12 protein-coding genes are annotated in these 12,390 nt (G+C 61.0%); 8 read left to right on the top strand and 4 right to left on the bottom strand.

From position 1 onward, the window contains the following. Positions 1-23: 23 nt before the first annotated feature. Positions 24-917 carry a methylisocitrate lyase gene (gene prpB, locus HKK54_RS18185; RefSeq protein WP_003214976.1) on the bottom strand — a complete coding sequence of 298 codons (894 nt, stop codon included), beginning with the start codon at positions 915-917 and terminating at the stop codon, positions 24-26. Then, positions 914-1,627, bottom strand: a complete 714-nt coding sequence (locus HKK54_RS18180) for a GntR family transcriptional regulator (RefSeq protein ID WP_008432676.1) — start codon at positions 1,625-1,627, stop codon at positions 914-916. The genes prpB and HKK54_RS18180 overlap by 4 nt, the downstream gene beginning before the upstream one ends. Before the next feature lie 272 nt (positions 1,628-1,899). Between HKK54_RS18180 and rloA the strand changes: the two genes are divergently transcribed. The 4 genes from rloA to pabB are packed head-to-tail and all read left to right on the top strand — an operon-like array spanning position 1,900 to position 6,303. Next, positions 1,900-2,433, top strand: a complete 534-nt coding sequence (gene rloA / locus HKK54_RS18175; protein WP_029616141.1) for a retropepsin-like aspartic peptidase RloA — start codon at positions 1,900-1,902, stop codon at positions 2,431-2,433. 5 nt (positions 2,434-2,438) lie between these two features. Next, a complete protein-coding gene (gene rloB, locus HKK54_RS18170; protein ID WP_003214971.1) occupies positions 2,439-3,971 on the top strand; it encodes an osmotic stress tolerance membrane protein RloB in 1,533 nt (510 codons plus the stop codon). Next, entirely contained in the window at positions 3,971-4,957 is a 987-nt protein-coding gene (locus HKK54_RS18165; protein WP_010176439.1) for an alpha-L-glutamate ligase-like protein, read from the top strand. The genes rloB and HKK54_RS18165 overlap by 1 nt, the downstream gene beginning before the upstream one ends. A 5-nt stretch (positions 4,958-4,962) precedes the next feature. Beyond that, positions 4,963-6,303, top strand: coding sequence for an aminodeoxychorismate synthase component I (gene pabB, locus HKK54_RS18160; RefSeq protein ID WP_169387391.1), 1,341 nt, complete (start codon positions 4,963-4,965; stop codon positions 6,301-6,303). A 113-nt stretch (positions 6,304-6,416) separates the two neighbouring features. Here the strand turns inward: pabB and thrH are convergent, their stop codons facing one another. Continuing rightward, entirely contained in the window at positions 6,417-7,034 is a 618-nt protein-coding gene (thrH, locus tag HKK54_RS18155) for a bifunctional phosphoserine phosphatase/homoserine phosphotransferase ThrH (RefSeq protein ID WP_169387390.1), read from the bottom strand. A gap of 152 nt (positions 7,035-7,186) precedes the next feature. Between thrH and HKK54_RS18150 the strand changes: the two genes are divergently transcribed. From HKK54_RS18150 to HKK54_RS18140, 3 genes are all read left to right on the top strand, one after another. Further along, entirely contained in the window at positions 7,187-7,921 is a 735-nt protein-coding gene (locus HKK54_RS18150; RefSeq protein ID WP_010176442.1) for a phosphoadenylyl-sulfate reductase, read from the top strand. A 352-nt stretch (positions 7,922-8,273) separates the two neighbouring features. Further along, positions 8,274-9,803, top strand: a complete 1,530-nt coding sequence (locus HKK54_RS18145) for an NCS1 family nucleobase:cation symporter-1 (RefSeq protein WP_169387389.1) — start codon at positions 8,274-8,276, stop codon at positions 9,801-9,803. A gap of 13 nt (positions 9,804-9,816) precedes the next feature. Further along, the gene (locus HKK54_RS18140; RefSeq protein ID WP_010176444.1) at positions 9,817-10,539 is read left to right on the top strand and encodes an aspartate/glutamate racemase family protein; all 723 of its coding nucleotides are present in this window, start codon (positions 9,817-9,819) and stop codon (positions 10,537-10,539) included. Here HKK54_RS18140 and HKK54_RS18135 read toward each other — a convergent pair. Then, the gene (locus HKK54_RS18135; RefSeq protein ID WP_169387388.1) at positions 10,536-11,459 is read right to left on the bottom strand and encodes a LysR family transcriptional regulator; all 924 of its coding nucleotides are present in this window, start codon (positions 11,457-11,459) and stop codon (positions 10,536-10,538) included. The genes HKK54_RS18140 and HKK54_RS18135 overlap by 4 nt on opposite strands. A gap of 114 nt (positions 11,460-11,573) precedes the next feature. Here HKK54_RS18135 and HKK54_RS18130 point away from each other — a divergent pair, with 114 nt between their 5' ends. Further along, positions 11,574-12,320 (top strand): 3-oxoacyl-ACP reductase family protein, encoded by a 747-nt coding sequence (locus tag HKK54_RS18130; RefSeq protein ID WP_169387387.1) that lies wholly within the window; start codon positions 11,574-11,576, stop codon positions 12,318-12,320. Positions 12,321-12,390: the final 70 nt, after the last annotated feature.

Here is a 12,390-nt window from a genome sequence, read left to right as displayed (position 1 = left end):
TCGTTATTAGGGGGGCGCTCGCCTTACTTCTTGGCGGCAAACAGCGCGTCGAGCTTCTGCTCGAAGGTGTGGTAGTCGATGCGATCGTAAAGCTCCATGCGGGTTTGCATGGTGTCGATCACGTTCTGCTGGGTGCCGTCGCGACGGATCGCGGTGTAGACGTTCTCGGCGGCCTTGTTCATGGCGCGGAAGGCCGAGAGCGGGTACAGCACGATGGAAACATCCGCAGATTTCAACTGGTCGACGGTGTAGAGCGGCGTGGCACCGAACTCGGTGATGTTGGCCAGGATCGGCGCTTTCACGCGGGAGGCGAACAGCTTGTACATCTCCAGCTCCGTGATGGCTTCCGGGAAAACCATGTCGGCACCGGCCTCGATGCAGGCGGCGGCGCGCTCCAGGGCGGATTCCAGGCCTTCGACGGCCAGCGCATCGGTACGGGCCATGATCACAAAGCTGTCATCGGTGCGCGCATCCACAGCGGCCTTGATGCGGTCGACCATTTCCTGTTGCGAGACGATTTCTTTATTCGGGCGATGGCCGCAACGCTTGGCGCCCACCTGATCTTCGATATGGATCGCCGCCGCGCCGAACTTGATCATCGACTTGACGGTGCGCGCCACGTTGAACGCCGAGGAGCCGAAACCGGTGTCCACGTCCACCAGCAGCGGCAGGTCGCACACGTCGGTGATGCGGCGCACGTCGGTCAGCACGTCATCCAGGCCGGTAATCCCCAGGTCCGGCACGCCGAGGGAGCCTGCAGCCACCCCGCCACCCGACAGGTAGATCGCCTTGAAACCGGCACGCTTGGCCAGCAGCGCGTGGTTGGCGTTGATCGCGCCGACCACCTGCAAGGGATGCTCGCTGGCGACCGCGTCACGGAAACGCTGGCCGGGAGTAGTGTTGTTATTGGAACTCATGACTCACCTCGTGATTGGGGAGCGCCGTCCGGGAAGTGACGGGCAATGTTGCGTTTGGAAGCGCCGATATGCCGGCGCATCAACAACTCGGCCAGTTCACCGTCGCGATCGGCAATCGCGTCAAGAATGCGGTGATGCTCGGCAAAGGCCTGGCGTGGACGATTGGGGGTGGCGGAGAACTGGATGCGGTACATACGCACCAACTGGTACAGCTCGCCGCACAACATTTGGGTCAGGGTGCGGTTACCGGCGCCTTGAATTATCCGGTAATGAAAATCGAAGTCGCCTTCCTGCTGGTAGTAGCCGACACCGGCCTGGAAGGCGGCATCGCGCTCATGGGTATGCAACACCTGGCGCAATTCTTCGATTTCAGCGTCGGTCATGCGCTCGGCCGCCAGGCGGCAGGCCATGCCTTCCAGGGACTCGCGGATTTCGTAGAGCTCGATCAGCTCTTCATGGCTCAAGGACACCACTCGCGCGCCCACATGGGGGATGCGCACCAGCAGGCGCTGGCCTTCCAGGCGGTGGATCGCCTCGCGCAGCGGGCCACGGCTGATGCCATAGGTGCGCGCCAGTTCCGGCTCGGAGATCTTGCTGCCTGGGGCGATTTCGCCCTTGACGATGGCGGCCTGGATACGCCGGAAGACGTTCTCGGACATGGTCTGGGAATCGTCTTGGGCCATCACTGGGGTTTCCAGTTGATCCAGCATATTGTCGACACCTTTAAAAGCAATGCCGCAAAAACTAGCCAATCAGCCCCTGATAGTCAAAGAATAAATACATATTGTCGACAATCGTCTAATAACCCACCTTGCACCCTATCGGGGCATGGCCGGCTGCCAGCGCTGGCGCAAGAAAACCTTCATGTTAGAATGCCGGCCACTTTTGCCTCACATCCCTGGATGAAAAGGCGCACGAGGGAGCTTGCGCAGCAATGCCAGTCGCCTTGAATTGAACATCGCACTGCACCGCGTCAGGATTTATGAGACTCAAGCCCTTCCCCCTTTTGCTTTTAATGCTTGTACCGGGCCTTGGCGTTGCTGCCGAGAAGACCGTGTATGGCCTCAATGAATACGCCAAGTTGGCCGGCATTGACCTGGAAGTGGCCGCCAAACTCGACACCGGCGCCAAGACCGCATCGTTGAGCGCCCGCGACATCAAGCGTTTCAAGCGCAACGGCGAATCCTGGGTGCGCTTTTACCTGGCGATCGACACCGCCCATTCCCACCCCATCGAGCGTCCCCTGGCTCGCGTGAGCAAGATCAAGCGCCGCGCCGGTGACTACGATCCCGATGAAGACAAGAACTACACCGCCCGTCCAGTGATTGCCCTGGACATCTGCATGGGCACCGCTTTACGCAGCATCGAAGTGAACTTGACTGACCGCAGCGCCTTCCAATACCCGCTGCTGATCGGCTCCGAAGCGCTGAAACGCTTTGATGCGCTGGTCGACCCCAGTCTTAAATACGCGGCGGGCAAACCTGCCTGCGCCACCGACGCTCATACCGCTGAGTAATTTGAATGCGCTCTCTTAATCTGCACCTGAAAATCCTGATCGCCGTGCTGGTGGTCCTGGGCATTTCGGTCACCGCCTATCAGATTTTCGTGCTGGGGATTCCCGTCACCGAGGACGCCACCGACGACCTGTGGAACATCGACGCCAAGGTCGAGTTCGTCGCCAGCGCCAAGGACCCGGTAAAAATCCAGATGTTCGTGCCGCCCCTGAGCCGCGACTTCGTCAGCCTGAATGAAAGCTTTATCTCGAATAACTACGGCGTGAGCGTCAACCGCCTCGACGGCAACCGCAAGGTCACCTGGTCGGCCCGCCGGGCCAAGGGCAACCAGACCCTCTACTACCGCCTGGTACTGACCAAGCGTTACAGCGGTGAAAAGGTCAAGGTCAAGGGCCCGACCTTCCGCGACAGCATCGCCGTCGAAGGCCCGGAAAAAATCGCCGCCGAAGCCCTGCTGGCGCCGATCCGCCAGCACTCGGCCGATGTCGAGACCTTTATCAGCGAAGCCATCAAGCGCACCAACAACCTCAACGACGACAACGTGAAGCTGCTGCTGGCGGGCGACCCGTCGACGCCGCACAAGGCCAAGATCGTCGAGTTGCTGCTGTCCATTGCCCACGTGCCGGTGGAAAAGGTCCACACCATCCGCCTGGTGGCCGACCAGCCGCAAACCCCGGAGCTCTGGCTGCGCAGCTTCAACGGCAATGACTGGTTGTACTTCAACCCCGACACCGGCGAACAAGGCCTGCCGGCCGACCGCCTGCTGTGGTGGACCGGCGATGAAAACCTGATCACTGTCGACGGTGGCAAGAAAGCCATGGTGACCTTCAGCCTCAACAACAGCGAAATGAACGCGATTCGCCTGGCCAAGCTGACGGACGAAAACACCGACGCCAACTTCCTCGAATACTCCCTGTACGGCCTGCCGCTGCAAACCCAGCAGACCTTCATGATCATGGTGATGATCCCGATTGGCGTGCTGGTGATCCTGATCCTGCGCAACCTGATCGGCCTGCAGACCCTCGGCACGTTTACCCCGGTACTGATTGCCCTGGCGTTCCGCGAGACACAGCTGGGCTTCGGGATCGTGCTGTTCACCATTATTACGGCGCTGGGGCTGTCGCTGCGGTCTTACCTGGAACACTTGAAGCTGCAGATGCTGCCGAGGCTGTCGGTGGTACTGACCTTCGTGGTGGTGCTGATCGCGGCCATCAGCCTGTTCAGCCACAAGCTGGGCCTGGAGCGCGGGCTGTCGGTGGCGCTGTTCCCGATGGTGATTCTGACCATGACCATTGAACGCCTGTCGATCACCTGGGAAGAGCGCGGTGGCGGCCATGCGATGAAAGTCGCGATCGGCACGCTGTTCGCGGCGTCCCTGGCCCACATCATCATGAGCGTGCCGGAGCTGATCTACTTCGTGTTCACCTTCCCGGCGATCCTGTTGATCCTGGTGGGTTTCATGCTGGCCATGGGTCGCTATCGCGGCTACCGCCTGACCGAACTGGTGCGCTTCAAGGCGTTCCTCAAGGCTGACTCGTAATGTTCGGCTTCTGGAAGACCTGGAAGGCCCTCGAAGCGCGAGGGATCATGGGCATCAACCGGCGTAACGCCGACTACGTGCTCAAGTACAACAAGCGCAGCCTGTACCCGATCGTGGATGACAAGATCATCACCAAGGAACGGGCCATGGCGGCCGGCATCCATGTGCCGGAGATGTACGGGATCATTTCCACCGAAAAGGAAATCGACAAGCTCGACGAGATCATCGGCGGGCGCAGCGACTTCGTGATCAAGCCGGCCCAGGGCGCCGGCGGTGACGGCATCCTGGTGATTGCCGACCGTTTTGAAGGGCGCTATCGCACGGTCTCCGGCAAGATCATCAGCCATGAAGAGATCGAACATCAGATTTCCAGCATCCTCACCGGCCTGTATTCCCTCGGCGGCCACCGTGACCGGGCGCTGATCGAATACCGGGTGGTGCCCGACCAGATCTTTAAAAGCATCAGCTACGAAGGCGTGCCCGACATCCGCATCATTGTGCTGATGGGCTACCCGGTGATGGCCATGCTGCGCTTGCCCACCCGGCAGTCCGGCGGCAAGGCCAACCTGCACCAGGGCGCGATTGGCGTGGGTGTCGACCTCGCCACCGGCCTGACCCTGCGTGGCACCTGGCTGAACAACATCATCACCAAGCACCCCGACACCACCAACGCGGTGGACGGTGTGCAACTGCCCAACTGGGACGGTTTCATGAAGCTCGCGGCAGGCTGCTATGAGCTGTGCGGCCTGGGCTATATCGGCGTGGACATGGTGCTGGACCAGGAAAAAGGCCCGTTGATCCTGGAGCTTAACGCCCGCCCGGGGCTGAATATCCAGATTGCCAACGACTGCGGACTGACCTTGCGCACCCACGCGGTGGAGGCCCGACTGGAAGAGCTGAAGGCCGCCGGTGTAACGGAAACGCCAGAAGAGCGGGTGAAGTTTGTGCAGGAAATGTTTGGGCATATTCCTGCGGTCGAGGGCTGAATCCAGTGAGCTGTTCCGTACACCCGCTGCCCTACCGGGCCAACCCTGCCGAATACTTTGCAGCGATTCGCCATGCCCCCGGCGCAGTGCTGCTGGACAGCGGCCGACCAGCTGCCGACCGTGGCCGGTATGACCTGCTGAGCGCCTGGCCCGAGGCAACCCTGACGGTGCAACCCGACGAAAGCGGCAGCGATTTCCTGCAACGCCTACGGAAAAACCTGACGTTGCTGGGTGAAGCCAGCATTCCTGCGCCCTATGAGCTGCCATTTGCCGGTGGCCTGATCGGTTACCTGAGCTACGACTTCGGTCGTCATCTTGAACACTTGCCGCACTTGGCCGTGGACGACCTGCACCTGCCGGATGCGCGCTTTGGCCTGTACCCCTGGGCCCTGATCAGCGATCACCAGGCGCAGACCAGCCAACTGGTGTTCCACCCCAAACTGGCGGACAGCGAGCGGCAACGCCTGATCAGCCTGTTCAGCCAGCCGGCCGTGCACGCACCGGCAACCTTCAAGCTGCAAGGCCCAATGGCGCCGGACGTGACCGCCGAAACCTACAAGCAGGCCCTCGCCCGCATCCAGGACTACATCCAGGCCGGCGACTGCTACCAGGTCAACTTCGCCCAACGCTTCCGCGCACTGTGCAGTGGCGACCCGTGGGTAGCTTACTGCGCCCTGCGTGAAGCCTGCCCGACGCCGTTTTCCGGGTTTCAGAGCTTGCCGGATGATGGCGCGGTGTTGAGTTTGTCGCCGGAGCGCTTCGTCAAAATCAGCCAGCGCCAGGTAGAGACTCGCCCGATCAAGGGCACCCGGCCACGCGGTGCAACGCCTGCAGAAGATGCGGCCAACGCCGCCGAACTGCTGGCCAGCCCCAAGGACCGAGCCGAGAACCTGATGATCGTCGACCTGCTGCGCAACGACCTGGGCCGCACCTGCCGTACCGGCTCGGTGAAGGTCCCGGAGTTGTTCAGCCTCGAGAGCTATCCGAATGTGCACCATCTGGTCAGCAGCGTGACCGGCGAACTGGCCGACGATAAAGACGCCCTCGACCTGATCGCCGGCAGCTTCCCCGGCGGGTCCATCACCGGCGCCCCGAAGATTCGCGCGATGCAGATCATCGACGAGCTGGAGCCGACCCGGCGCGGCTTGTACTGCGGGTCACTGGTGTACCTGGACGTGCGCGGTGAGATGGACAGCTCCATCGCCATTCGCAGCTTGCTGGTCAAGGATGGGCAGGTGTGCTGCTGGGGCGGCGGCGGGATCGTCGCGGACTCGCAATGGCAGGCGGAGTACCAGGAGTCGATGACCAAGGTGCGGGTTTTGTTGGAGACGCTGGAAGGCCTGTAGCGACTGGACAGGCCTCATCGCAGGCAAGCCAGCTCCCACATTTGAATGGGTTCACACATCAAAATGTGGGAGCTGGCTTGCCTGCGATGAGGGTGTCAGCTGCGCCGCATGACTTACAGGCTCAGCGTCCGATTCGACGCCTTGATGAACTCTTTCTTCAAGTCCTCAAACGTATGCACCGCCGGGAACTGCGGGAACTCGCGGATCACGTTCTCCGGCGCGTGGAACAGAATCCCGCGGTCTGCCTCACCGAGCATGGTGGTGTCATTGTAGGAATCACCGGCGGCAATCACCCGGTAGTACAGGGTCTTGAAGGCCAGTACCGACTGACGTTTGGGATCTTTCTGACGCAGTTGGTAGCTCACCACCCGGTCGTTCTCGTCAGTGATCAAGCGATGGCACAGCAAGGTCGGGAAGCCCAGTTGACGCATCAACGGTTGGGAGAACTCATAGAACGTGTCCGACAGGATCACCACCTGGAAGCGCTCGCGCAGCCAGTTGACGAACTCGATGGCGCCGTCCAGGGGCTTGAGGGTGGCGATCACTTCCTGGATGTCCGACAGTTTCAGCCCGTGCTCATCAAGAATGCGCAGGCGCTGTTTCATCAGCACGTCGTAATCGGGAATGTCCCGGGTCGTGGCCCGCAAGGATTCAATACCGGTTTTTTCGGCGAAGGCGATCCAGATTTCCGGGACCAGCACCCCTTCCAGGTCGAGACAGGCAATTTCCACAAGACACTCCCATTTAAAGTTATTGAGTTGAGCGAGCAAAAGGACTGCCGAACTCTAGCGATTCACGCTGGCCGCCGCAACGCAGGCGGGATTTTGTTACCATCGCCCCCCTATAGAGCGCTCAGCGCCATTGACCTGTAGGAACCGTCCTGATGAACCAAGCCTTCGACGTCGCAGAACTCGCCGCGACTTACGCCAACAAATCCGCCCAGGACATTCTCAAGCTGGCGTTCAGCCAGTTTGGCGACGACCTGTGGATCTCTTTCAGCGGTGCCGAGGACGTGGTGCTGGTAGACATGGCCTGGAAGCTGAACAAGAACGTCAAGGTGTTCAGCCTCGACACTGGCCGCCTGCACCCGGAGACCTACCGGTTCATCGAGCAGGTGCGTGAGTTCTACAAGATCGACATCGAGCTGATCTCGCCCGACCAGAGCAAGCTGGAACCCTTCGTCAAGGAAAAGGGCCTGTTCAGCTTCTACAAGGACGGCCATGGCGAGTGCTGCGGCGTGCGCAAGATCGAACCGCTGCGCCGCAAGCTTTCCGGCGTGAGCGCCTGGGCCACCGGCCAGCGCCGCGACCAGAGCCCAGGCACCCGCAGCCAGGTGGCCGCGCTGGAAATCGACAGCGCCTTCTCCACACCGGAACGCACCCTGTACAAGTTCAACCCGCTGGCGCAAATGACCAGCGAAGAGATCTGGGGTTACATCCGCATGCTGGAGTTGCCGTACAACAGCCTGCACGAGCGCGGTTTTATCAGCATCGGCTGTGAGCCCTGCACCCGCCCGGTACTGCCGAACCAGCACGAACGCGAAGGCCGTTGGTGGTGGGAAGAAGCAACCCAGAAGGAATGCGGGTTGCACGCGGGAAACATCATCAGCAAGGCGTAACGCTAGATTCAGAATCCTGTACACAGAAATGTCACCATCGGTGCCATTTTTGTGTGCACTTATAAAATCCTGCACCGAAAAGTTACACCCTCCTGCGTAGCACCTCCGCTTAAATCCCGTCCCGTCCCCGCGCTACAAAATAAATAGCTGTTCAATCGGTCAATTTATATCGCTTTAAATTCAGCTGTTTATTTCCAATCACTCTAAAAACCAAATCCCCCGACATTTTCCCAGGCGAAAATCTGGCACGCATGTGGCTTAAGGCAAAACACACTTTGTATACAATTAATAAAAAATATACATACACTTTGACCTCAGCCAACCGCCTGCTGATGTCCAGGAGCCTGCCGGAATGCGTACAAGTCTCTCCAATAACATCGCACTGGATCTGCCCTCCTCCACCCTGAACCCCGAGGCCGCGAGCCCCGGCCCGCTGGTACTCAGCCCGCGCCTGCACAACAAGGACCTTGCGCCTACCAAGGCCGAAGGTCGACGTTGGGGCCGCTACAGTATCTTTGCCCTGTGGACCAACGATGTGCACAACATCGCCAACTATTCCTTCGCCATTGGCCTGTATGCGCTGGGCCTCGGTGGCTGGCAGATTCTGCTGTCCCTGGGAATCGGCGCGGCGCTGGTGTACTTCTTCATGAACCTGTCCGGCTACATGGGGCAAAAGACCGGCGTGCCGTTTCCGGTGATCAGCCGCATCAGTTTCGGCATCCATGGCGCGCAGATTCCGGCGCTGATTCGCGCGGTGATCGCGATCGCCTGGTTCGGGATTCAGACCTACCTCGCCTCGGTGGTTTTCCGCGTGCTGTTGACGGCAGTTCATCCAGGTTTTGCCGACTACGACCACAACTCAATCCTCGGCTTGTCGAGCCTCGGCTGGGCGTGTTTCGTGGCGATCTGGTTTGTGCAGCTGGCCATCCTCGCCTATGGCATGGAGATGGTACGTCGCTATGAAGCGTTCGCCGGGCCGGTGATTTTGCTGACCGTGGCATCCCTGGCCGGCTGGATGTACTTTCAGGCGGGCGGCCAGATCGCCTGGTCGATCCGCGAGCCGCTGAGCGGTGGCGAAATGTGGCGCAATATCTTCGCCGGCGGCGCGCTGTGGCTGGCGATCTACGGCACGCTGATCCTGAATTTCTGCGACTTCGCCCGCTCTTCGCCCTGCCGCAAGACCATCAAGGTCGGCAACTTCTGGGGCCTGCCGGTGAATATCCTGGTGTTCGCCGCCATCACCGTACTGCTGTGCGGCGGGCAGTTCCACCTCAATGGCCGGGTGATCGAGAGCCCCACGGAAATCATCGCGGCAATTCCAAACACCTTCTTCCTGGTGCTGGGTTGCCTGGCGTTCCTGATCGTGACCGTGGCGGTGAACATCATGGCCAACTTCGTCGCACCAGCCTTTGTGCTGAGCAACCTGGCGCCCAAGTACCTGAACTTCCGCCGCGCCGGGCTGATCAGCGCCACCGTGGCGGTGCTGATCCTGCCGTGGAACCTCTACAACAGCCCGTTGGTGATCGTGTATTTCCTCTCGGGCCTGGGCGCGCTGTTGGGGCCGTTGTACGGCGTGATCATGGTCGACTACTGGCTGATCCGCAAAAGCCAGGTGGATGTGCCGCAGCTGTATAGCGAAGACCCGAATGGCGCTTATTACTACAGCCGCGGCGTCAATCTGCGCGCGGTGGCGGCGTTTATTCCTGCGGCGGTGATCGCCATTCTCCTCGCGCTGCTGCCCGGTTTTGCCCACGTGTCGCCCTTCTCCTGGCTGATTGGCGCCGGTATTGCAGGGCTGCTGTACCTGCTGTTTGCCAAACGCCAGCCGTATTACGCCGATGTGAGCGGCGAAAGCATTGCAGTCGATAACGTCAGTCATTAAGTAAGGACATTCCATGCGCATCCTTGTGGTCAACGTCAACACCACCGAATCCATCACCGAGGCCATCGCCAAACAGGCGCGGGCGGTGGCGTCCCCGGGCACCGAGATCGTCGGGCTGACACCGTTTTTTGGTGCCGAATCGGTGGAGGGCAACTTTGAAAGCTATCTGGCGGCCATTGCCGTGATGGACCGAGTGATGGCCTACGACCAGCCGTTCGACGCGGTGATCCAGGCCGGGTACGGCGAGCATGGCCGCGAAGGGTTGCAGGAGTTGCTCAATGTGCCGGTGGTGGACATCACCGAAGCGGCCGCCAGCACCGCCATGTTCCTCGGCCACGCCTATTCGGTGGTGACCACCCTGGACCGCACCGTGCCGCTGATCGAGGACCGGCTGAAGCTGGCGGGCTTGTATCAGCGTTGCGCATCGGTACGGGCCAGCGGCATGGCGGTGCTGGAACTGGAAGAAGACCCGTTGCGCGCCATGGAAGCCATCGTGCGCCAGGCTGAATTGGCGATCAGCGAAGACAAGGCCGAAGTGATCTGCCTGGGCTGCGGGGGCATGGCCGGGCTGGATGAACAGATTCGCTACCGCACCAAGGTTCCGGTGGTGGACGGCGTGACGGCGGCAGTGACGATTGCCGAAGGATTGGTGCGGTTGGGCCTGTCGACCTCGAAGATCCGCACGTATGCGACGCCGAGGCCGAAAAAAGTGATTGGATGGCCGGGGCGTTCCTAGATCGCACTGAACCGTTGCCCCAGCTCGCGCTCGACAAACTGCTCGAGGATGAAATCCACAAACGCCCGGGTCTTGCCGGGCAGCAGTTTGTGTTCGGCGTAGTACAACGAGATATTGCCGTCGTCGACGTACCAGTCGGGCAGTACCCGTACCAGTTGGCCGCTGTCCAGATACGGTACGGCCATCGGCATGCTGACCAGCGCAATCCCCAGGCCCTGGGCGCTGGCGCAGCAGGCGGCGCCGGAGTCACTCATGGTCATGCGCGGCCTGAGCACCAACGGGCGTTGTTCGCGCGTACGGTGGGTGAGTTGCCAGGAACGTATGCGCCCGGTTTGCGGTGAGCGGATCAGGATACCGTTGCAGAGCGACAAGTCCTCGGGCGAGATCACCGGCTTGCGTGTGGCGAGGTATGCCGGCGAAGCCAGCAGGATCCGGTGCGCCGGTGCCAGCTTGCGCGCGACCACGCCTTGGGGCAGTTCAAAACCACCGCCGATCGCCGCATCGAAGCCTTGTCCGATCAGGTCCACCTGGCGGTTATCGAAATGCCAGTCGGGGTTGATGTCAGGAAAACGCTTTAGAAACTCCCCCAGTAACGGCACCACATAACGGTTGCCGAACACCGTGCCCATGCTCACTTTCAGCGTGCCCACCGGCCGGCCTTCGGCGCTGGCCAGGTTGGCCACGGCGTTTTGAATGGTGGTGAGGCTGCCACTGACTTCCTCCAGGAACAGTTTGCCGGCTTCCGTCAGGGTCAGGCGCCGGGTGCTACGCTGGAACAGCCGTACACCGAGGCGCGCCTCCAGCTTGGCCACACTTTTGCCCACGGCCGCCGGGGTCAGGCTCAGGTGCCGGGCGGCCTCGGCAAAGCTGCCGCCTTCGGCGCTGCGCACGAAGCATTCGATACTGCCAAAGCTTTCCATATCGCCCCACTCTAAACTTTTGGTTTACACAGACTATAGCAATCACGGTCTACCGGGCGCGCCGGGTGAGGTCGATACTCGGCTCCAACCTCAACACACCTTTTGGAGAACGACATGACCACACAGAACCTCAGCGGCAAAGTCGCCTTGATCCAGGGCGGTTCCCGCGGTATCGGCGCCGCCATCGTCAAGCGCCTGGCCGCCCAGGGCGCAGCCGTCGCCTTTACCTACGTCAGCTCGGCCGCCAAGGCCGAGGAATTGCAGAACAGCGTGATCAGCGAAGGCGGCAAAGCCCTGGCGATTCATGCCGACAGCGCCGACGCCGACGCCATTCGCAGCGCCGTCAACGCCACCGTCAAGGCATTCGGACGCCTGGATGTCCTGGTCAACAACGCAGGCGTGCTGGCCGTCGGCCCGCTGGAAGATTTCAAACTGGAAGACTTCGACCGCACCCTGGCGATCAACGTGCGCAGCGTGTTTGTGGCCACCCAGGAAGCCGCGCGGCACATGGGCGAAGGTGGCCGCATCATCAACATCGGCAGCACCAACGCCGAACGCATGCCATTTGCCGGTGGTGGCCCGTACGCCATGAGCAAATCCGCGCTGGTAGGCCTGACCAAAGGCCTGGCACGGGACCTGGGGCCACGTGGCATCACCATTAATAACGTGCAGCCAGGCCCGGTGGATACCGACATGAACCCGGCCAGCGGTGACTTCGCCGAGAGCCTGATCGGCTTCATGGCCGTCGGCCGTTATGGCCATGTGGAAGAAGTCGCCAGTTTCGTCGCTTACCTGGTGGGCCCTGAAGCCGGCTATATCACCGGCGCCAGCCTGACCATCGACGGCGGTTTCAGCGCGTAAGGCAAAGCTGCGACATCACACCACGCTCCGACCTTGGTCGACACTGACTAACGCCAAGCATCATGCGAGA

This window comes from Pseudomonas sp. ADAK13, from assembly GCF_012935715.1.
In the GTDB taxonomy this organism is placed as follows: Bacteria; Pseudomonadota; Gammaproteobacteria; order Pseudomonadales; family Pseudomonadaceae; genus Aquipseudomonas.
Note: the sequence above shows the minus strand (reverse complement) of the source record. Positions and strands in the feature narration are given on the sequence as shown.

What these genes read in the sequence shown, in the direction of transcription:
- prpB (WP_003214976.1), bottom strand. Translation starts at nt 917, where the DNA reads ATGAGTTCCAATAACAACACTACTCCCGGCCAGCGTTTCCGTGACGCG.
- HKK54_RS18180 (WP_008432676.1), bottom strand. Translation starts at nt 1,627, where the DNA reads ATGCTGGATCAACTGGAAACCCCAGTGATGGCCCAAGACGATTCCCAG.
- rloA (WP_029616141.1), top strand. Translation starts at nt 1,900, where the DNA reads ATGAGACTCAAGCCCTTCCCCCTTTTGCTTTTAATGCTTGTACCGGGC.
- rloB (WP_003214971.1), top strand. Translation starts at nt 2,439, where the DNA reads ATGCGCTCTCTTAATCTGCACCTGAAAATCCTGATCGCCGTGCTGGTG.
- HKK54_RS18165 (WP_010176439.1), top strand. Translation starts at nt 3,971, where the DNA reads ATGTTCGGCTTCTGGAAGACCTGGAAGGCCCTCGAAGCGCGAGGGATC.
- HKK54_RS18150 (WP_010176442.1), top strand. Translation starts at nt 7,187, where the DNA reads ATGAACCAAGCCTTCGACGTCGCAGAACTCGCCGCGACTTACGCCAAC.
- HKK54_RS18145 (WP_169387389.1), top strand. Translation starts at nt 8,274, where the DNA reads ATGCGTACAAGTCTCTCCAATAACATCGCACTGGATCTGCCCTCCTCC.
- HKK54_RS18140 (WP_010176444.1), top strand. Translation starts at nt 9,817, where the DNA reads ATGCGCATCCTTGTGGTCAACGTCAACACCACCGAATCCATCACCGAG.
- HKK54_RS18135 (WP_169387388.1), bottom strand. Translation starts at nt 11,459, where the DNA reads ATGGAAAGCTTTGGCAGTATCGAATGCTTCGTGCGCAGCGCCGAAGGC.
- HKK54_RS18130 (WP_169387387.1), top strand. Translation starts at nt 11,574, where the DNA reads ATGACCACACAGAACCTCAGCGGCAAAGTCGCCTTGATCCAGGGCGGT.